Here is a 21662-nt window from a genome sequence, read left to right as displayed (position 1 = left end):
GAAATATTTCATATCTCATACTCTGTACTCCGTACATTGTCACTATCTTTCATTACAATAAAGCCATTCACGACACTATCCTTCAAACGCCGCATATGCCTACAAAAGCCCGGAATAAAAAGCTACTCTTGAAAACATTGCTTATACTTTGCCTCACAATGTTGACATTGTTTCAACTGAACGCTCAAAAAAAGAAAGTGGAAAATGCACAGAATAATATTGATGTAACCTGGCAAATTGAGGAAAATGGTCACGGTGGAAAATTCCAGTCATTGACCTCGCTTGAATTTACCAACAAAAACAAGGCCGCCTTGCCTGCAACGGGCTGGACGATCTATTTCAATTTTGCAAGAATGATCGTGCCTGGTTCTGCTACAGGCGCCGATGTGCAGGTAGAGCATGTAAATGGCGATCTGTTTAAGGTAACGCCTTCGGCAAATTTTCAGCCACTGGCTCCTGGAAAATCTTTCAAAGTGTCACTTGTTTCGAGTGATTGGGTCGTGAATTTTACAGACGCACCAAACGGCTTTTACATAGTGTGGGAAGGCGCGGAAAAAGGATATTCATTAAATAATGTGAAAGCTATTCCATCAACAGAACCTAAACAATATTTGCGTTTCGCAGGAGATAAAATAGGATTGATTGCGCCGCAGGACATCTACCAAAAAAATGCCTCGATTAAAAATATTGAAGAGGCTCAATTGCCCAAGATATTTCCAACACCGCTGAATTATAAAGAAACCGGCAGCGTTTTTAATTTATCAACGGCCACAAAAATAATTGCACCGGATGATTTTACACCGGAGTTAAATTATCTCGTAAAACAAACGTCTAAGCTTGTTGGATCGCCTACTCAAAAGCTTGCAGAAATAACGAACAGCATTGAACTTAAGCAAAGTAATTTGCCGGAAGGCGCCTATGCATTGCATGTTAAGGACAACTCAATTGTGATAGAAGCTTCAACCGGTGAAGGTATTTTTTACGGCATTCAATCGCTGCTTTCTTTAATTTCTCCCACTGCTTTTGCAAAAACACAAAAAGTAATTGCGGTGCCGACTGTAGAAGTTGAAGATGCGCCGAGATTCGGTTACCGAGCGTTCTTCCTTGATGTTGCGAGAAATTTTCAAACCAAACAAGAACTGCTTAGAGTACTTGATCTGCTTGCCTTGTACAAACTGAATGTTTTGCATTTGCACTTCAGTGATGATGAAGCATGGCGCGTTGAAATCCCTTCTCTGCCTGAACTTACGCAAGTTGGATCTGTTCGTGGGTTCACAACCGATAATAAAAAGTTTCTTCAGTCGACATTGGGTTCCGGTCCTGATACGAATACGATTGCAAGCGGCCATTATTCGAGAAAAGATTTTATTGAAATACTGCGATATGCTACAGAACGTCACATTCAGGTGATTCCTGAAATAGAAAGTCCGGGACATGCAAGAGCAGCGATAAAAGCAATGGATGCACGCTATGAAAAATATATGAAACTCGGCGACTCTGTGAAAGCAAAACAATTTTTGTTGTATGATCTGCAGGACACTTCAAAATATATGTCTGTACAATATTACAAGGACAACGTTATGAATGTTGCGCTTCCTTCTGTTTACAATTTTGTGGAAACTGTAGTAAATGATCTTGCAGCAATGTACAAAGAAGGCAATGCTCCTTTGAAAACCGTTCACATGGGCGGAGACGAAGTGCCGTCGGGCGTTTGGGAGAAATCGACTGCTTACTTATCGTTGAAAGAAAAAGAAAAAGGCATTCAAAGCACCGATGATCTTTGGTATTATTATTTCGGCAAAGTGAATAAAGTATTACAAGCAAAAGGGCTGTTCCTCTCGGGCTGGGAAGAGGCGGCGCTTCGCAAAACAATGCAGGATGGCGGTAAAAAAATGATACCGAATCCAGATTTTGTAAACGAGCATTTTCAAGTCGATGTGTGGAACAATGTATTAGGCTGGGGTGCGGAAGATCTCGCGTATCAACTAGCGAATAGCGGTTACAAAGTAGTGCTGTCCTGCGTAAGCAATCAATATTTCGACATGGCTTATTATAAAGATTTTGAAGAGCCGGGTTATTATTGGGGCGGCTATGTCGACATTGACAAACCATTTTATTTTATGCCGTTTGACTATTTTAAAAACAGCAGCGAAGACAAATTTGGCAACCCGCTCGATAAATCAATATTCATAGGCAAACAACGCCTTACAGATTATGGTAAGTCAAACATCGTTGGCATAAAAGGCCTGCTGTGGGCAGAAACGCTCAGAAGCAGCGACAGAATGGAATACATGCTTTTGCCAAAACTACTCGGCCTCGCAGAAAGAGCATGGAGCAAAGATCCAGAATGGGCGATAGAAAAAGACAGTGCTAAATCTGCGGCTTTGTATGCAGATGCATGGAGTACATTTGTGAATGTAGTGGGCAAGAGGGAGCTGCCCAGGCTGAACTATTATGCAGGCGGCTTTAATTACAGAATTCCATTACCCGGAGCGAAAGTTGAAAACGGAAAAGTGTACGCCAATATTCAAATGCCTGGCTTTACCATACGCTACACTGTTGACGGCAAAGAACCAACCGCCACCAGCAACATTTACAAAGAACCAATTTCCGCACAAGGCACCATTAAGTTAAGAGCCTTTGATGAAAGAGGACGAGGAGGAAGGAGTGCAGAGGTGCGGAACTAATGACTGAGTAACTGAATAACTGAATAACTGAGTTTGATTGTGCATTGTTCACGCAACTTCTCAGTTATTCAGTTACTCGGTTATTCAATTATTCAATTATTTGCATCTCCAACAACGCCTTATAACTTTCAAACCGCCTGTCCGAAAGCATTTCCGATGGTTTCGTAAGCATTTTATAAAGAACTTCGAACTCTTCATTGATAATTCCTTTCTCAAATAAGTATTGATACTGTGCGTTTACAAATTTATCAATATCCTCTTCTAATGCGGGTGCAGAAGTAAAATAGCCCTGGGCTTTCAGTTTTCTTAATTGATCCTTGAAGCTGGTTTCAAATCCGTTAAAATATTGATCCCTGGCTTCTCTCAGCATATCCATTGTACTGGACTCTCCGCGGTACACGCATTGGAAGAGCTCAAATATTTTTGAGCAATTATTGTAAAATTCCTCATCGCTTTTTAAACTGACAAAGAAGCTTACATAATCCGTTTTGATTTTATCAGCAAGCGCTGCGTCTTTGGCCAACGCTTTGTGATAGCAATATGCAAACGCATTTTCGTCGGCTTCTTTCAGTTGTGCCGTAGCGGTTTCCAGTTCGCCTTCCAATTGTTTTAAAATTTCCGGTGCATCTTTTGTCTTGTATTTGTTGCCATCGAAATCAAAAGTATTGATGTCTATTTGCTTTTCGATGATTGCCTTTAGAACTTCAATATCCGTTTTAAGTGATTTTATTTTTTTAGGAAGCGCAAGAATTTCCGTTGAAAAATAATCCGCTGAAATGTCTGCAGGCGCTGGATTTGTCGCTAATTTTTCAACATTCATTTCAGCAATATACCTGTTGTCATAATATCCTTTATAAAAAACTGGAAGCGATCTTGAGGAGACTTCTTTATTAAATCGTTCTTCGAATTTTTCGTGATCATATTTCTCCTGGATGTCGGCCAGTTGTGATGTTTCGTAAAGTTTGCTGGTCAGCGTTTGCTGCAACTCTTCTTTGTTTCTAAACAACAGCCACGCAGAGTTTGTATTTGCTTCGGTGTGAATATTTATTGATCTCAAATGGTTTGCCCTGTCTTCGTTTGAAGGGTGGGATGCCCATTGGTTTTTATAGTTGATGCGAGATGTGTTACTTAATTCAACAAACTCATTTGTGATAACGGGTAAATTGTTTTCCAACGATAAATTGTATTCGCCCGCAAAGAAATGCATGACGGTTTGTTGGTTCGGATAGAAGTTTGCGCTGGCCACTTTTTCACCGTACCAATCAGAATATTTATTGATCATTGTGTTATATGAAAGATCTGCAAGCTCAAGGCGTCTTAATGCTGTGATCAAATGCTCACTGCCGGTAACGCTTGCTGCTACTGCATCTGCGTGAAACTCCATCTGACGCGAAAGGCTCATATAACTTTTGTTTACAACAGCATATACTTTGTGTAGTATCCATTGAATGCAGGTTACTATTTTAATCGTGATCATTGTAAAAAAATACAACACGGCATGTCCGCTTGCCCAACTTCCAAGGAGAGATGAGTATTTGTTGTTCTCATAAAGCATGTTGTAAATAATGCGGTTTACATTGTATACAAAGCTTCCCAGCTTCATACTTTTTTGTGAGAAGTGCCCAAATTCATGCGCCAGCACTGCTTTGAATTCACTCACATTTAGCGAGTTTACAAGACCAAGGCCGATCTGCAGATTTTTTCTTACAGGTAAAAACATACTCCAGAAACTTGAGTTGTAAAAAACGCAGGCATTTACATCCGAAGAAATAAAAATTTTCCTCGGAAACTTTGTTTGTGTGTCTTCCGTGAGTTTTCTGATGAAGGCAAATAACTCTGGCTGATCTTTTTCAAAGATTTCAACGCTTCCTGAGTTGTCGAATTTTGTTACCGCAAAAATGAATTTGACAAGGAAAAACAGCACTCCGATCCCGATCCCTGCAATACCCAACCCGGCGATAATAGTAATGAATTTTGGCAAAGTAATAATAAGCAGGAAGCCGAAACGGACGCAATAAATCGACAGAATAACGGCCGCAATAATCAGCAACACATAAACGACCATGAAAAAGATGATCGAGGAAATTACCTTGCCAATTTCTTTTTTAAAGGCAGGCGAGGGTTTTGTAACATCCTCCGGAACGCTTGCCGGAGTAATAGGATACAGCTGTTCGAAATTCATACGGTTTGGTGGTTAATGGCTAAAAAAAGGAAATTATTAAAAATTGAACTGAACAAAGAATGGATTTGCGTAGAAATTTATTCTTATTGTATATATTATTGATAATCAAAAGTTAAAGTTGCTAAATGATCAGCGGTGCGACATTTTTTAAATAAAATCCTTCTTTTGTGCAACGAACGCAAAGCGTTTGTTGTCAACATACTTAACCAGAATGACCGATCACAGACAACTCATAAAGGATTGCCTGAAAGGAAATGCAGTTGCTCAAAAGCAATTGTATTCGCTTTTTGCTGAGCCTATGTTGGGGATTTGCTACCGGTACACAAAGTCGATTACAGATGCGGAAGACGTTATGCAGGAAGGCTTTATCAAAGTATTTCTTCACTTGCACCAGTATAAAAGCGAAGGAGAACTTGGCGGATGGATCAGAAGGATCATGGTTACCACAGCCATAAATTATCTAAAAAAGAATAGTCAATACAAATACGACCTGGTTTTTGAAAACAGCAACATTCATCTTGTAACGGACGATGATCCGGAAATGCAGATGAGCACAAAGGAACTTGCTGAACTGATACGACAACTCCCAACAGGTTATCAAACAATATTCAACTTACATGCTGTGGAAGGATATAGCCATGTGGAAATAGGCAAGATGCTGGGCATCAATGAAGGCACATCCAGGTCGCAGTATGCAAGAGCAAGAGGTTTGCTGATCAGTTGGATCAACAGAAACAAAGAAGACGTAAAAAAACAGCTATATGCACAATAACGAATTTGAACGAAAGGTGCAGCAGCAAATGGAGGAGTTCAGGCTCTCGCCATCTGATGCTGTATGGCTGAATGTGCAGGACGGTATAAGGAAAGAAAAACGCAGAAGGTTGTGGAAATATGTTCCCACCGCTGCGGCCTTGCTTTTGCTTGTTCCGGGCTATTTACTTTTTGTTCATCATCCTGATCCGGCTTTGAAAACTGACACTGCGAAAACAACTTCAACTGTAAACAGTGAGAAGAACTCGCAAGCAGCGGTAAATCCGTCAACGACAACCAAAAATCATTTGAATGATTCAACTCTTTACAAGCAACCTGGTGCTGAATCTGTAAGTCAAAATGCAAATAATAAAGAGGCTTTAGTGAAGAGCGGGGCGAACAGTGAGCCGGGCACAAATAACGGCGCATCAGGCATTGCTGCTACAGATGCTACGGGTGTTGCAAAAACAAGTGTATCAACCAAGAGAAATACAAACGTGCCTGTTGCTAAAAAAGAAAAAGACAATAAGGCGACACGTAGTAGCCGGGTTGCTACAACCGGCGTTTTATTAGCTGGTAGCAGTCACTATAAAAGCACTACCGGTAAAGCTGCATTTACCAATGACGGCGCTGATGTTTCTTCTTCAAATAATCTGGCAAATAATAACAAGAAAAATCAAAACAAAACAAAGCACGACAATCAAAATAATAACACTCCCAACGCAACTAACAGTGTTGATCATGTAGATGATGTTGTTTTGGCTGTGCCTTTAAATGATAATACAGCAATCGATGAAGACCTTCGCCACGCCTTGGTTTCGGCTGTTGCCGCTAATGCGTTGCCAAAGGTGACTGCACCTGATATAACTATGCCGCAGACTAAACCAATCCAGGTGGTACGTCCGAGCTCGTGGTCATGGGGCATACAGGTTACTCCGGGCGCATCCAACATTTCAAGAACGTATGCTAATGCTGATAAAAGTATGAACACTGCCCAGATGAGTTTTGCGGCGGGCCCATACCAAAGAGGTAATTCTTATGTAATTCCTTATTCTCAGCCGGATAATGGCGTTGCATTCTCCATAGGGATGTTTATGAAAAAAGCATTCAGAAAGGCATCTGTAGAATTTGGATTGAATTACAGCTATTATTCAGCATCTATGAAAGTAGGGGCGAAGACCGACAGTACAGCGGTTGTAAGATTGCAGAACATGACTTTGCTTTCTGCCAATACTTTCTACCAGGCAGGCAAAGAATATACTTATCACAACAAATATCATTTCATAGAAATTCCGGTTACAGTAGGCTTTCCTATGTTCCATTTATGGGGTGCCAATGTGATTGGAACTGTTGGCGGCACACTTGCTTACATGGTTGATGGGAAAATGCTTTTCCGCAATAGTTATGGAACGCATTTTGAAAACACAAGTCTGCTAAACCGCACGCAGATATTCGTAAATGCAGGTATTGGCGTTGAGTTTAATGAACATGGAAAACTGCCAGTAACAATAGGACCGGTTGTTTCTTATGGTGTAACTCGTTTGGCAGAGCCGGCAACCTCTACGGGTCAGCACCTGATTTCCCTTGGAATAAAAACTTCGTTTCAGTTGCAAAAAATATTTAAGTAGATCGTCCCCTTGTAACACACACGCACGAGCGGAGCCGGAAGGCTTCGCTTTTTTTATTTGAAAATGGAACGCAGATTGTTATGATTTTTATGATTGGTCAAGAATATTGATTTGAGATTTGAGATTGAATGTCGCATCAGATTTTAAATCATAATAAATCATGAAGATCATGATAATCTGTGTTCCTTGTCTCTCCCAATACCACACACAAGTAGAGCGATTATGCAAGTTGTACAAAATCGTTTGCGGCACCCTGCATTTTCAATTATTTCTATTACCACTAAGGCACTTAGAATACACTAAGTTTCACTAAGAGTCCCCGAATATTAAAACAACCCTTAGTGAGGCTTCGTACCCTTAGTGGTAAATCTTAGGCTAACATCTTCTTCATCTTCGCAATTTCTTCCACATCAACCCCAGTATTAAAAAGCTCTTCCTGCATAGAAGCATTCACATGTGCCATAGTAGAAGGAAAAACTTTTCTCGCAGAAGAATGAGCTTCTTTCGCACCTGTGTATTCCAGTAACTCCTTCACATTATTGCTTCTCACGCCACTGCCGGGAAGAATGATAATCCGGTCGTCTGCTTTTACAACCAGTTCGCGGATCAATTCTTTTCCGTCCACCACGTTCGGATATTGCCCACTCGTAAGTATGCGATGGCAACCACATTCAATAATCGTTTCCAACGCAGTAAACGGATCTTTGCATCTGTCAAATGCGCGATGAAATGTAACCTGCATTGGATATGCAAGTGCAACAAGAGCGGCTGTGCGTTTCTCGTCAATACTGCCATCATTGTTCAAAAGGCCGATAACAACGCCTTCAAAGCCCAGTGATTTGGACAACAATATTTCTTCAATCATTACTTCAAATTCATCCAGCGTGTATTGGAAATCGCCGCCATGTGGTCGTATGATGGGAAACACCGGAATTTTTACTTTTTCTCTTACCTTTTTCAAAAAACCAAAGGATGGCGTAGTACCGCCATCAAAAGGATTTTCGCAAAGCTCCAACCTGTCTGCGCCAGCGTTGGCAGCTGCAATGGCCGATTGAATATTAAAGACTGCTATTTCCAGAATGGGTTTCATAAAGTTGTTTGTTGTTAGTTATTAGAAACGTTTGCTAGTAGTGAGTTGTTAGCAGTGACTGCAACACGGAAAGTCCAACAACTATCAACTAATAACTATCCTTAATAAAATCAAGATTGCGTTGAATACCTTTGAACTTCGTTCGTTTAAGTGGTGAATGTTTAAATATCTTTTTAAAACCTTCTTCGGTCATGTGTTCCCAATCCTGCGTTGAAAGATTCAGTATCTCGGGAATGGGCGTAAATGCTGCTTCATTGTTGGGTTTTGAAAAACGGTTCCATGGACAAACATCCTGGCAGGTGTCGCAGCCAAACATCCAATCATCGAATTTTCCTTTCATCTCCTGCGGAATTAAAAGGTCTTTCAATTCAATGGTAAAATAGGAAATGCATTTACTGCCGTCTATTATTTTATTGGGCAAGATAGCATCGGTAGGGCAGGAGTCGATGCATTTTGTGCAACTGCCGCAAAAATCTTTCACCAGTGGATCGTCATAGTCCAAATCAAGATCGGTGATCAAAGTGGCGATGAAGTAAAAAGAGCCACTGCCTTTGTTGATCAGATTACCATTTTTCCCAATCCACCCCAAACCACTTTTTTGCGCCCACGCACGCTCCAAAACAGGCGCCGAATCTACAAACCCACGCCCCTGAATTTCGCCAACATTTTCACGAATGTTCTGTAGGAAAAATCTCAGTTGTTCCCTTATCACCTCGTGATAGTCATTTCCGTAGGCATACTTGGCGATCCTCGGTGTTTCGCCGGATTGCTCAACAGAAGGATAATAATTTTTTAGTAAGGTGATAACGGATTTCGCACCGGGCACAAGCTTCGTGGGATCAACACGCATATCGAAATAGTTTTCCATGTATTGCATTGATCCGTGAAAGCCTTTTTGCAGCCAGCGCTCCAGTCTTCTGGCATCCTCATCCAGCGGTTTTGCCATTGCGATGCCGCAATAGTCGAACCCCAGCTTCTTTGCCTCTGATTTAATAAACCGCGTTGTATTTTCTCTATTCATTTTTGCCAAAGCAAAGGTAACTGTAGAAATTGGAAAAGTTTGGGTAATACCCTAAACAGGGTAAATGAAACCACTTAGTTGTAAGACGGGTAAAAAATGCTATTTTCACCGCGATTTAACCCCGCAAAATAAGCTAAAATGAAAGCTGCTACCCTTATCATCGCAGGCTTTTTGACCTGCCTGACCCTATGTTCTTTAGCACAGGAAAAACTACCAATTAAATTCGGACGAGTAAACCCCTCAGACTTTGATCTCTCTCAACAGAAAATCGACACCGGCGTAAATGCAGTGGTGATTGCCGATGTTGGTAGTTCGTGGTTCGAGGGAAATATAAAAGGCTCTTTTTCACTTATATTCAAAAGACAAACCCGCATCAAAATCCTTAATAAGAATGGGATGGACGCGGCTAATTTTTCAATTCCACTATTCTCAAATGTAAACACTAGCCAGGGCGAGGAAAAGCTTGATAATTTGAAAGCCTATACTTATAACCTTGAAGGCGGCAAAGTGGTGGAAACCAAACTTGAAACCAACCAGGTATTCAAAGAAAAGGCCTCTAAGAATTGGGTGGTAAAAAAGTTTACAATGCCCGCTGTAAAAGAGGGTTCCATCATCGAAGTGAGCTATACAGTTAATTCCGACTTTCTTACAAACCTGCAACCGTGGGAGTTTCAGGGGAAATATCCTGTTTTATGGAGCGAGTATGAAACAAGCATTCCGGAGTTTTTTAAGTACGTTTTTCTTAGCCAGGGCTATAAAAACTATGATATCAAAAAGAATGATCAAACACAAAACACATTCAATATTACTTTTCAAAATGGAGCGTCTGCGAGTGAGAGAATCTCAATTCCAGGGCAGGTGTTTTCCAATCGCTGGGTAATGAAAAATGTGCAGCCATTAAAGAAGGAGCCTTATACTTCCACATTGAAAAACCATATTCAAAAAATAGAGTTTCAATTGTCTGAAATAAGATACCCAAATCAACCCACACAGCCGATAATGGCGTCATGGGCCAAGGTGCGTGAAGATATGATGAAGGATGAGGATTTTGGTTTTCAGTTATATAAAAACAATAACTGGCTCGACGACGATATGAAAATCATTGTGGCGGGAGCAAAAGATCAGGTGGAAAAAATGCGCAGGATTTACGCATATGTAAGAGACAATTTTACATGTACGCAACACGTCGGCAGATATCTTTCGGGATCATCTTTGAAAGCAGTAATGAAGGCCAAGAGCGGCAACGTTGTGGATCTGAACCTGTTGTTGATCGCAATGCTTAGTCATGAGGGTATTCAGGCATATCCGGTTTTGTTAAGTACAAGATCACATGGTTATACACATGAATTATATCCTCTGATGGATCGCTTTAACTATGTGGTTGCTTGTGCGATGGTTGGCGAAGAGAAAGTATTTCTTGATGCAACCGAACCTTTGTTAGGTTTCGGCAGATTGGAAGAAGAATGTTATAACGGACACGCACGTATACTTACTGAAACACCCGAGGCTGTATATTTAGAGCCCGATTCCATCAAAGACAGAAAGTTGACAACTGTGTTCTTAACTAGCACAGATAAAGGTAAAATACAGGGAAGTTATAGCAGCCAGCTTGGCTATTTTGAATCTCTCGGTGTTCGTGAGCGCATTAAGGAAAAAGGAAAAGAAGAGTTTGCCAAAAAACTAAAAACGGCTTACGGATCTGATTGGAAAGTTGATTCTGTTGATATTGATTCATTGAAGGCGTTAGACGAGCCTGTTACCATTCACTACGATCTTGCATTGGACAACCAGGAAGACATTATGTACATCAATCCAATGCTGACAGAGGCCTACAAAGAAAATCCGTTTACAGCGGCCGAAAGAAACTATCCGGTAGAAATGCCTTACTCGTTTGACGAGACATATGTGCTCAATATTGAAGTGCCGCAGAACTACGTGATAGACGAAATTCCAAAGCCGGCTAAGGTGGCATTTAATGATAGCGAGGGTTATTTTGAATACCTTATTTCCAAGTCGGAAAATCTTATTCAAATGAGAACACGGGTTTATTTTAATAAGACAAATTTTCAACCTGAAGAATATCAAAACCTGCGCGAATTCTTTTCTTGCATAGTGAAAAAAGAGTCTGAACAAATCGTATTGAAAAAGAAAAAATCTTAGTGGTGAAAAAAGTATTTCAACTATTACTATGCCTTTGTGTTGGCGCTGTTTGTAAAGCGGGAAACGTTGATTATGCTGTCGCCAAAATTTCTCCGGCCTTGATGAAAGATGCAAATGTTATTAAGCGCCTGGAAGAAATAAAATTTGAAGTGGTTAACGTTAACAAGGCACACATTTACAAGAAGGTCGCATTTACCGTATTAAACGAGAACGGAAACGAATGGGCAACCATAGCAGAGTCTTATGATCAGCTTAGCAGTCAGCCCGGCATCAGTGCTACTTTATATGACGCAATGGGTGTGAAAATAAAAAGCCTGAAGAGGTCCGATATTTCGGACGTGAGTACTACAGACGGCTTTAGTTTGATGCAGGATATGCGTTTGAAAAGGTACGATTTTTACTGCAGAACATATCCATATACAGTAGAGTATGAGGTAGAACAGGATTTCTATTATACGATGGGTTTTCCGGACTGGATCCCCGTCGAAAAAGAAATGATGTCTGTCCAAAGCAGTAGTTTTTCAGTGGTGCTTCCGGCTGATCTGCATTTCAGATACAAGGCGTTTAATTACCCTTTCGAGCCTGTTAAAAGCAATGTTAACAACAAGCAGGTTTTTTCCTGGAAACTGCAGGACTTTATCGCCATTAAAGAGGAATCGTATGCGCCCTCATGGGCAGAGGTGGTTCCGTCAGTGTACACAGCGCCATCAGAGTTTGCAGTACAGGGATACCAGGGCAACATGAGTAACTGGCAGGATTATGGTAAGTTTGTGTACGCTTTGAAAAAAGATCGCGACGCGTTGCCGGTGGATATCAAAGCCAGGGTTCATGAGTTGGTCGACGGTATTGCAGATCCCCGTAAGAAAGTAGCTGCGTTATATGAGTTCATGCAGCAAAACACACGGTATGTAAGTGTTCAGCTGGGAATTGGTGGCTGGCAACCTTTTGACGCAACTTATGTTGCCACAAAGCGCTACGGTGATTGTAAGGCCTTGAGCAACTATATGTTTTCTTTGCTGAAAGAAGCGGGCATTCCGTCATGCTATGCGTTGGTGAAGGCGGGTGATTCTTTTTTCATGCCTGATTTTCCTTCTCATCAGTCCAATCACGTTATTCTTTGTGTTCCAATGGCCAAAGACACGATGTGGCTGGAATGTACAGATCAAACAATTGCCCCCGGCTACATGGGAAGTTTTACCGGAGGACATTACTCTTTATTGATTAATGAAAACGGCGGAACGCTTGTAAATGTTACCAATTATAAACTAAATGACAACCTGCAGGTAAGAAAAACGGTTGCGACTGTAGATGCAAGCGGCAATACCACTATTCACGAAAGCGGACTGTATAAAGCAGAGCAACAGGAAGACCTGCACAACCTGATCAATCACTATGCGAAGGACAAACAACTTGAAAAAATGAAGACACGGTTTGATTTGCCTCAGTATGATGTGGTGTCCTTTAATTGGAAAGAGGATAAAAGTCCTCTTCCTGTGATCAATGAAGAAGTGGAATTGTCGGCCACGGGCTATGCATCCGTTACCGGAAAACGTTTATTCGTGATGCCAAATATTCTGTCCAAATCCCGGAGCAGACCAGCAATCGACGATACCAGAAAGTTTGATATTGTACAGGAAACTGAATACAGAGATGTCGATACGGTTGAAATTAAAATTCCTGAAGGCTATACACCGGAAGCGATGCCTCAGCCTCAGCAGATCAGGACCAAGTTTGGAAAATACACAAGTTCAATAAAAATAGATGGCAACACAATCCGCTACTATCGCACAATGGAACACTTCAGCGGTCGATTTCCTGCAAGCGCTTATAACGAATTTGTTCAGTTCTATGAGCAAATTTATAAGGCGGATAGGAGTAAGGTGGTGATGGTGAAAGCCAATTAAAAATTGGAAATTAGGAATTCAATGTCGTGTAGTTAAGCAACTTTTCAATTACTTGGTTGCTATGCCCAGGAAAGAAAGACTGCTTGTCATCCCGACGAAGGAGGGATCTGCGTGATTGTTTACGCATATTGTTCGCCAGTGTTAGGCCCAGATCCCTCGTTCCTCGGGATGACAAGCGAGATGCTTTTGATTTTTCAAACACCTTAACTAAACGACATTGAATTAGGAATTAGGAATTAGTCACCACAACTAAAGTAATAACCACAAATCTTTTAAAATCAAAAGAGGCGATCATCCAAAAAAAAGTCACCCTTCTAATTCCTAATTCCTAATTCCTAATTACATTTGCCTCTATGGCATTGATCACCTACACCACCTGCCCATGCTGTGGTTCGTCGAAAATAAATGAAGTTTTAAAGGCTGAAGATTTTACCGTTTCACACGAAAAATTTTCGATTTTGGAATGTGCGGATTGCACACTGCGATTTACGCAGGATATTCCGGATGCTGCGTCTGTAGGATCATATTACAAATCCGACAACTACATTTCACATTCAGATACAAAAGAAGGACTGGTTAATAGCCTTTACCATAAAGTGCGCCAGCGTACTTTAAAAGGCAAGCATGCATTGGTGCAAAAAGTTACCGGCATGAAAACAGGTAAGTTGCTTGATCTTGGCGCAGGAACAGGAGCGTTTTTAAATTTCATGCACAGCAATCAATGGGACGTGATGGGGCTTGAGCCGGATGATGTTGCCAGAGCAAAAGCCAAAGAATTATATAACCTGGACCTTAGAAGCGCTGACCAGCTGTTTCAATTGCCATCGGGTAGTTTTGATGCCATCACCATGTGGCACGTGCTTGAGCATGTGCATGAATTGCATCCCTACATAGAGCAATTGCACAAACTTTTAAAAAAGAATGGCAAGCTCATCATTGCTGTACCTAATTATACTTCTTATGATGCTTCGGTGTACAAAGAATATTGGGCCGCATATGATGTGCCAAGACATTTGTATCACTTCTCTCCGGCCTCCATTAAAAAGCTTGTTTCCATGCACGGCATGAAAGTAGAAAGCGAGCATGCAATGTGGTTCGATAGTTTCTATATCAGCATGCTGAGCGAACAATATAAAAATGGCAAAGGCAATCTGCCTATGGCTTTCATTAACGGTTTGTTGTCAAACACTAAAACATCGATGAACAAAGAGAAATGCAGTTCTTTGGTGTATGTGATTTCGGGAAACTGAAAATTGAAAATTGAAAATTGAAAGTTGAAAATGTATGATCACATGGGATGATTTTGAAAAGATTGACATGCGCATTGGCACGATCATAGAAGCGGAAGTTTTTCCTAAAGCCAAGCGTCCTGCATATAAACTGAAAGTAGATTTCGGTGAACTAGGCATCAAAAAATCCTCTGCCCAGATAACTGCGCATTACCAACCTGAAGAATTGATCGGGAAACAAGTAATGGCGGTCGTTAATTTTCCCCCCAGGCAAATAGCCAACTTCATCAGCGAATGCTTAGTAATGGGTGTGTATGACAGCAACGGCGACGTTGTTTTATTGCATCCCGGGAAGGAAGTGGGGAATGGGAGCAAAGTCGGGTAATTTGAAAATTTGAAAATTTGGAAATTCTTTCTGTGTGGCTTCCCTGCTTTTAACTCACTTTCGGAGTAGTTGAGAGGTAATGAATAAAGAGAAAGATGCATTCACAGCATTTTCAAATCTTCAAATCTTCAAATTTTCAAATTGCTTCTCAAATTGTCTTAAATTGCTATATGCAACAGCATTACCACACCTTTTACTCATCACCTTTGGGTATATTGAAAATTTGCGCGACTGATACTTATATATCCGAAGTAACATTTTTAGAAGAAGGACAACCATATCCCGAAATGGGCGATAGTAAAGAAATGCTGAACAACGTACTGCAGCAATGCGTAGAGCAATTCATCGAATATTTTCAGGGCTTTCGCAGGCAATTTGAAATTCCTGTTGCCCAAAACGGCACAGAATTTCAGCAGCGTGTGTGGAGCGAATTAATAGGTATTCCATTCGGTAAAACCATCAGCTATAAAGACCTCTCAAAACGTCTCGGCGATCCTAAAGCGATTCGCGCCGCGGCTTCTACCAACGGCAAAAATAAAATAGCCATCATCGTTCCCTGTCATCGTGTAATAGGCGCCAACAGCGACCTCGTCGGATACGCCGGCGGCCTGTGGAGGAAGAAGTGGCTTTTGGCGCACGAGAACAAGGTGGCACATGGGGTGCTCACGTTGTTCTAATGTGAAAATGTGGAAATGTGAAAATTTGAAAATTAGAAAATTTGAAAATTCTTTAGGTGCGTCTTTCCGAATTGATCATTAGCTTTTAAATGTTTCGAGAGTTAATTTAAAAAAGAAAAATCGCACAGAAAGAATTTTCACATTCTCAAATTCCCACATTTTCACATTAAGCGTCAGCCTAGCTGACGCTTATACATCTGCACCGTATTCTCATACCCGAGATAAATTGCATCGCAAACAAGTGCGTGACCTATGGATACTTCTAAAAGGCCCGGAGTGTGTTGCGCGAAATATTTTAGATTGTGCAGATCAAGATCATGCCCGGCATTGATACCTAAGCCAAGGTCGTTTGCTCTTTTTGCAGCGGCAGCATATGGAGCGATGGCTGCTTCCTTGTTTAAAAGAAATGCAGTTGCATAACCCTCCGTGTACAGTTCAATTCTGTCAGTACCTGTTTCTGCTGCGCCTTCCACCATTTCAATGATCGGATCTACAAATATAGAAGTGCGGATACCTGCTTTTTTAAATACCCCGATAATTTCCACCAGGTACTCTCTATGTGCAATAGTATCCCAGCCATGGTTAGAAGTAATTTGTCCCAAAGCATCCGGTACAAGTGTTACCTGGTCAGGTTTTACCTCCAGTACAAGGTCGACAAACTTCTGTTCCTGGGAGTTGCCCTCAATATTGAATTCCGTAGTAACGATTTTTTTTATCTCACGCACATCGCTGTAGCGGATGTGGCGCTCATCAGGACGAGGATGCACCGTTACACCATCGGCGCCAAATAACTGGGCATCAATAGCCGCTTTAAGAACGTCTGGATTATTTCCACCACGACTATTGCGCAGCGTAGCAAATTTGTTGATGTTTACTGAAAGCTTAGTCATGCCACGAAGATACAATTTGAATAATTTGAATAATTTGAAAATATGGAAATATGGAAATTTGAAAATGCTGTAGGTGTAACATTCACGGTGTATTCTTAACTCTCAATGGTTCGAATGGGTTAATAAAAAAGAGGAAGCTGCACAGAAAGCATTTTCAAATTCTCATATTTTCAAATCTTCAAATTGATGCGCTACCAGTGCATCAAGCTCTTCACATACTCCGTTAGCTCTGTGGCTATCTGTTCGTGCTCTTTTAAATCCGGATGACCGCCACAACCGTTGTGGAATTGTTTGGAGAAAAAGAATACCTGCACTTTTTTGTCACCTTTTTTTTGAATGAAGCTGGCTATAAAATTTATGTAGCTTTTTAATGCTTTGTCAAGGTTGGCATCTGCCATAGGACTATTGAGGCAGACAAATTCAGCATTGGGATAGTAGTTTCTCAACTGGCGCAGAAAAGTAATGTATGCTGTGCAGAACGCAAGCGAATCCTGTATTCCATCGTTTTGTCCAAGCGATACCGTCACCACATCTGGTTGATAGTTTGCAAAGTTCCATGTCAAAGCATCATCACGCATGTTCACTTTATTGTAAACCTGCGGCATAGTTATTTTCATGTTGCAGCAACTATTCATCAGGCCGATTCCGGAAACAGAGCTTAAGTGAAATTGCGCATTCAACTTTCGAGCGGTCACAGAACCATAGCTTAAGTAAGCATTGTTTTGATCATACCATGCACCCTGGCCGCATGGAGCAGTTGATAAGTCAATGCCTGCGCCACAAGTAATGGAATTTCCAATAAACTCCATTTTGCGTGTTGGTACTTTGTTAAGCGGCAAAAGAGAAGTGCATTGCACGCCACAAAAATCAAGATAACCAATTCCCGCTTCAGTGTCCTTGTACACCGTAACAGAATGTTCTTTTGCTTTAGGTAACGTAAATGTGAGCGTGTCAATTTCTGTCTTTAACCGGATTCTTTTTGCCGGTTGATTATCCAATACAACTTCCACGAAATTGTGATTCTGTCCATATTGCACCTGGTCCGTGATCAACAATTTGATTGTATTTCCGGTAAAACGAATTTGCATATATGCGCCGGCGGCCCAGCATCGCACATCTCTTTTTTCTGAAAGAACCGTCCTTCCGACATACTGAATATTGCTATCCAATGCAGGAAAGTAATTTAGCTTCTGCTGCGCCATGAGCGGACAAGAGAGAGATAGGGTAAACAGAATTGCAAGGAGATATTTCATTAATTGAAAATTGAAAGTTGAAAATTGAGAATGTTGGGTGCGGGATATATAAAAATAGTTTTTTAGTTTGGTTAATGGTAGAGGGTGGATGCAACCATTTTCAATTTTCAACTTTCAATTTTCAATTAAATAAAAGTTCTTACCCCCGTACTCGTATACGCATCTCTAAACTCTTTCGGAGTGCAGTCTTTTTTCTTTTTGAAGATGCGATTGAAGTTGGACATATTGTTGAAGCCACATTTATAGGCGATTTCAGTAACACTTTGTGTTGTATCGATCAGCATTCGTGATGCGTGACCCAGTCTGATTTCATTTAACGTATCGATAAATGTTTTGCCAGTGCGGAGTTTGAAAAAACGGCTGAACGCGACTTCCGTCATGGCGGCCATCTTTGCGGCTTCAATAAGTGAAATGTTTTTATCAAAATTCTTGTTCAGGTAAGCCATTGTTTTTTCAATGCGTCGGCTATTATAGGAAAGCGTTTCTGTTGTGTTGAAAGAAGCGTCGGAAAGCAGACGCATGTTACGTGAAATGGAAAGGTCGTGCAGAATGGACATGAGCTCAAGCACAGAATCAAAGCTTTGTTTTTGTGGTAGTGCCACAATGCGAGGCATAATGGCCTGTATGGTTTCTTTTGAAAACTGAATGCCACGAAGTGAGCGCTCAAACATGTTGCGGATGAAAGCCATCTGGTTACGATGTAAAAACTTTTCATCAAACAGATCGCGGTGAAATTGAATGGTGACTTCTTTAATTTCCGGATATGTGCATTTGTGTGTAAACCAGCCGTGCTGAAGGTTGGGGCCAACAAGAACCAATTCCAGGTCATTAATTTCTTCGATGTGGTCACCAATTACTCTTTTCGCTCCCTTCGCATTTTGTATAAAGTTGAGTTCAAATTCTTCGTGGTTGTGAAGTGGAAAATCAAACTTTGATTTTACCCTTGAAAAAATGGTGAAGCAGTCGCTTTGAGTAAGAGGGGTGATCTCTCTAAGTATCTTGGTTTGCATGGCAATCGTTTCTTAAACAGCATGAAAGTACAATAATTGATTAATAAAGTATCAGGTTTCAAATATTTTTTAAACTAACGGGTAGATGAGGGCTTCTTTTACATGTAGCTACATAAATAGTCGTGAACTAGCCTGTTGTGTTGATTCCTGTTGGTTTTTATGCGCTTTCTTTTTACGTTTTTTCGTTCAAAGTGCTGTTTTTCTTCTTTTATCCGTTTAAATTAGTATTTCTATTGGATAAAAAAGTATGTATAAGATAATGCAAATCGAAATAGATTTGTGTTGTCTTATAACCGAAACGATTGTACGTAAACGCCAAAACACAGACATGCATAAACGCTTAGCCCTTTTAATAACCGCTTTATCACTGGCTGCCAATTTTGTTTTTGCACAAACCAACTCCTTCGTCAGAGCCAAAGACGGAAGTTTTTCCGTAAATAACCAACCCTATTATTTTGTAGGCACGAACTACTGGTATGGGAGCCTGTTGGCAAATGATAAAAAAGGTAAGGAAAGGGTGATCAGGGAACTTGATTTTCTTGTAAAAAATGGTGTTACCAACTTACGGTTGCTCGCAGGCGTGGAAGGTGAAGGTTTTGTAAATGGTGTAAACCGCGTAGCTCCGGCATTACAGAAGCCACAGGGTGTTTTTAATAAGGATATATTGAAAGGATTGGATTTCCTGTTGACTGAAATGGGAAAACGAAACATGAAAGCCGTCATCTTTCTTAGTAACAATTGGGAATGGAGCGGCGGCTTTCTTCAATATCTTAACTGGAACGGGCAAATTCCCGACAGTATTTTTCATCGCAAACTCAACTGGGAAGAGCTTCGTGACAACATTGGCAAATTTTACACTTGCGATGCCTGCATGAATGCGTACAAAAAGCAAGTTGAATTTATAGTAAACAGAACCAATACTGTTACAAAGAGAAAGTATAAGGACGACGCTGCGATCATGGCATGGGAGCTTGCTAACGAACCAAGGCCGATGCGTGAAAGTGCGATCCCCTCTTATGAAAAATGGGTAAGCAATGCTGCAGCGCATATTAAGTCATTGGATAAAAATCATCTTGTAACAACTGGTGCCGAAGGTTATATGGGAACTGAGAATGTGGATGTTTTCAAGGCTATTCACTCCGATAAAAATATTGATTACGCAACCATTCATATCTGGCCAAAGAATTGGGGCTGGTTCAAAGACACGTCCATCGCCGCGTCTATAGATAATGTAGTGAAGCAAACACAAACATACATAGACGTGCATGCGCAAGCAGCAAAGGAAGTCAATAAGGCGCTTGTAATAGAAGAATTTGGCCTGCCGCGTGATCATCATTCTTACTCGCTTTCAGCGTCCACGACCATGCGGGATGAATATTATAGTGTTGTACTAAAAGCATTATGGAGCAGTGAGCAAAACAAAGGCATTATTGCCGGTTGCAACTTCTGGGCATTTGGCGGCGCTGGCAGACCTTCAGGAAAAGATATATTTTGGCATAAAGGAGATGATGTGCTCGGTGATCCGCCGATGGAAGAACAAGGCTTAAATTCGGTGTTCGATGCTGATGCCACAACATGGCAGCTGATAAATTCATTCACGCAAAAAATCAACGGACTGAATGCTAAAAACTAACGCTATAATTCTATTGCTGCTAAGTCTTGCGGGCCATGTGTTTGCGCAGGATTTGCCTTGCGATAAAGATGCTACAAAAGAAACCGTAAACCTTTATAAAAACCTGAAGAGATCCGCGCAGAAGGGATATCTCTTTGGTCACCAGGATGACCTTGCATATGGTGTTGGCTGGAAATATGAAAAGGGCAGAAGCGATGTGAAAGATGTAGTCAACGACTATCCGGGTATATATGGTTGGGAACTTGGCGGTATTGAGTATGACAAGCCTGTTGATCTTGACAGTGTCCCGTTTGATAAAATGAAAGGCTTTATCGAAGATGCTTATAATCGCGGCGGAGTAATCACCATAAGCTGGCATCTGCATAATCCTTTCAATGGAAAAACGGCCTGGAGCACCGATCAGGGAAGCGTTGCATCGATATTGCCGGGTGCTGAAAAAAATGAATTATTCAAAACCTGGCTCGACAAAGTGGCTGCATTTTTGCTTAGCTTAAAAGGAAAGAATGGCGAAGCTGTTCCGGTATTGTTCCGTCCTTATCATGAGTTAACGGGCAATTGGTTCTGGTGGGGGAGAACAGCCTGCACACCCTATGAATTCAAGCAACTCTGGCGATTTACCATCAACTATCTGCAAAAAGAAAAAGGGGTTCACAACCTTTTGTATGTCTATAACACAGGTGGGGATTTTACAACAGCAAACGAATTTTTGGAAAGATATCCCGGCGATGATGTCGCAGATGTTTTAAGCATGGATGCTTATCAAACAGGAGACCCTTCAAAAGATGACAGTTTTGTAAAACATGCAAATAGTAACCTGCAAATTCTTGGAACACTTGCAAAGGAAAAGAACAAAATTTTCGCCTTCGCAGAAACCGGTTATGAAGCCATACCTTATGCGCAATGGTGGACAAATACACTTGCAAAAGCAATTGGCGACAACAAAATAGCGTATGTACTTGTGTGGCGCAATCATGGCCTCATGAAGGAAAACGGCCGCATGCATTATTACGCACCGTATAAAGGACAAGTATCTGCAGACGATTTCATGAACTTTTATAAGATGAAAAATACGTTGTTTGAAAAAGATGCGAAAAAAGAAAAACTATACAATTAATAATTAATAATTAAGAATTAATATGCGGAGTCTACAAGAGTGAGACCGA

At 41.0% G+C, this 21662-nt stretch carries 16 protein-coding genes; 10 read left to right on the top strand and 6 right to left on the bottom strand.

The window, feature by feature from the left end; genetic code table 11:
* Positions 1-95 precede the first annotated feature (95 nt).
* Positions 96-2687 carry a family 20 glycosylhydrolase gene (locus QJ048_RS07265; RefSeq protein ID WP_282333682.1) on the top strand — a complete coding sequence of 864 codons (2592 nt, stop codon included), beginning with the start codon at positions 96-98 and terminating at the stop codon, positions 2685-2687.
* 88 nt (positions 2688-2775) lie between these two features.
* Here the strand turns inward: QJ048_RS07265 and QJ048_RS07260 are convergent, their stop codons facing one another.
* Entirely contained in the window at positions 2776-4869 is a 2094-nt protein-coding gene (locus QJ048_RS07260) for a M48 family metallopeptidase (RefSeq protein WP_282333681.1), read from the bottom strand.
* A 211-nt stretch (positions 4870-5080) separates the two neighbouring features.
* On the opposite strand from QJ048_RS07260, the gene QJ048_RS07255 reads away from it, so the two are divergent.
* Positions 5081-5641, top strand: a complete 561-nt coding sequence (locus QJ048_RS07255) for an RNA polymerase sigma factor (RefSeq protein ID WP_282333680.1) — start codon at positions 5081-5083, stop codon at positions 5639-5641.
* A complete protein-coding gene (locus tag QJ048_RS07250; protein ID WP_282333679.1) occupies positions 5631-7247 on the top strand; it encodes a hypothetical protein in 1617 nt (538 codons plus the stop codon). Before QJ048_RS07255 ends, QJ048_RS07250 begins: the two co-directional genes overlap by 11 nt.
* Positions 7248-7617: 370 nt before the next feature.
* Here the strand turns inward: QJ048_RS07250 and QJ048_RS07245 are convergent, their stop codons facing one another.
* Positions 7618-8337: a copper homeostasis protein CutC gene (locus QJ048_RS07245; protein WP_282333678.1), complete on the bottom strand. Its 720-nt coding sequence runs from the start codon at positions 8335-8337 to the stop codon at positions 7618-7620.
* Positions 8338-8425: 88 nt separating this feature from the next.
* Positions 8426-9358 carry a tRNA epoxyqueuosine(34) reductase QueG gene (gene queG / locus QJ048_RS07240; protein ID WP_282333677.1) on the bottom strand — a complete coding sequence of 311 codons (933 nt, stop codon included), beginning with the start codon at positions 9356-9358 and terminating at the stop codon, positions 8426-8428.
* Positions 9359-9496: 138 nt separating this feature from the next.
* Between queG and QJ048_RS07235 the strand changes: the two genes are divergently transcribed.
* The 5 genes from QJ048_RS07235 to QJ048_RS07215 all read left to right on the top strand — a co-directional run bounded on the left by QJ048_RS07235 (position 9497) and on the right by QJ048_RS07215 (position 15713).
* Positions 9497-11518, top strand: coding sequence for a DUF3857 domain-containing protein (locus QJ048_RS07235; RefSeq protein ID WP_282333676.1), 2022 nt, complete (start codon positions 9497-9499; stop codon positions 11516-11518).
* Between the two features lie 2 nt (positions 11519-11520).
* Positions 11521-13422 carry a DUF3857 domain-containing protein gene (locus tag QJ048_RS07230; RefSeq protein ID WP_282333675.1) on the top strand — a complete coding sequence of 634 codons (1902 nt, stop codon included), beginning with the start codon at positions 11521-11523 and terminating at the stop codon, positions 13420-13422.
* A gap of 353 nt (positions 13423-13775) precedes the next feature.
* On the top strand, positions 13776-14672 hold the full coding sequence (locus QJ048_RS07225; RefSeq protein WP_282333674.1) for a class I SAM-dependent methyltransferase: 897 nt from the start codon (positions 13776-13778) through the stop codon (positions 14670-14672).
* 34 nt (positions 14673-14706) lie between these two features.
* A complete protein-coding gene (locus tag QJ048_RS07220; RefSeq protein WP_282333673.1) occupies positions 14707-15036 on the top strand; it encodes a tRNA-binding protein in 330 nt (109 codons plus the stop codon).
* A gap of 170 nt (positions 15037-15206) precedes the next feature.
* Positions 15207-15713 carry a methylated-DNA--[protein]-cysteine S-methyltransferase gene (locus tag QJ048_RS07215; RefSeq protein ID WP_282333672.1) on the top strand — a complete coding sequence of 169 codons (507 nt, stop codon included), beginning with the start codon at positions 15207-15209 and terminating at the stop codon, positions 15711-15713.
* 173 nt (positions 15714-15886) lie between these two features.
* Here QJ048_RS07215 and QJ048_RS07210 read toward each other — a convergent pair whose 3' ends face one another.
* The 3 genes from QJ048_RS07210 to QJ048_RS07200 all read right to left on the bottom strand — a co-directional run bounded on the left by QJ048_RS07210 (position 15887) and on the right by QJ048_RS07200 (position 18866).
* Positions 15887-16603, bottom strand: coding sequence for a pyridoxine 5'-phosphate synthase (locus tag QJ048_RS07210; RefSeq protein WP_282333671.1), 717 nt, complete (start codon positions 16601-16603; stop codon positions 15887-15889).
* Positions 16604-16794: 191 nt separating this feature from the next.
* The gene (locus QJ048_RS07205; protein WP_282333670.1) at positions 16795-17856 is read right to left on the bottom strand and encodes an SGNH/GDSL hydrolase family protein; all 1062 of its coding nucleotides are present in this window, start codon (positions 17854-17856) and stop codon (positions 16795-16797) included.
* Positions 17857-17981: 125 nt separating this feature from the next.
* Positions 17982-18866, bottom strand: a complete 885-nt coding sequence (locus QJ048_RS07200; protein ID WP_282333669.1) for an AraC family transcriptional regulator — start codon at positions 18864-18866, stop codon at positions 17982-17984.
* Between the two features lie 328 nt (positions 18867-19194).
* Between QJ048_RS07200 and QJ048_RS07195 the strand changes: the two genes are divergently transcribed.
* Together QJ048_RS07195 and QJ048_RS07190 are read left to right on the top strand one after the other, a co-directional pair.
* Positions 19195-20499 (top strand): glycoside hydrolase 5 family protein, encoded by a 1305-nt coding sequence (locus QJ048_RS07195; RefSeq protein ID WP_282333668.1) that lies wholly within the window; start codon positions 19195-19197, stop codon positions 20497-20499.
* Complete coding sequence (locus QJ048_RS07190) at positions 20486-21613, top strand: glycoside hydrolase family 26 protein (RefSeq protein WP_282333667.1); 1128 nt, start codon at positions 20486-20488, stop codon at positions 21611-21613. Before QJ048_RS07195 ends, QJ048_RS07190 begins: the two co-directional genes overlap by 14 nt.
* Positions 21614-21662 lie beyond the last annotated feature (49 nt).

The organism is Pinibacter soli, from assembly GCF_029961145.1.
GTDB classification, from domain to species: Bacteria; Bacteroidota; Bacteroidia; order Chitinophagales; family Chitinophagaceae; genus Pinibacter; species Pinibacter soli.
This window is presented reverse-complemented; position numbering and strand designations above follow the sequence as displayed.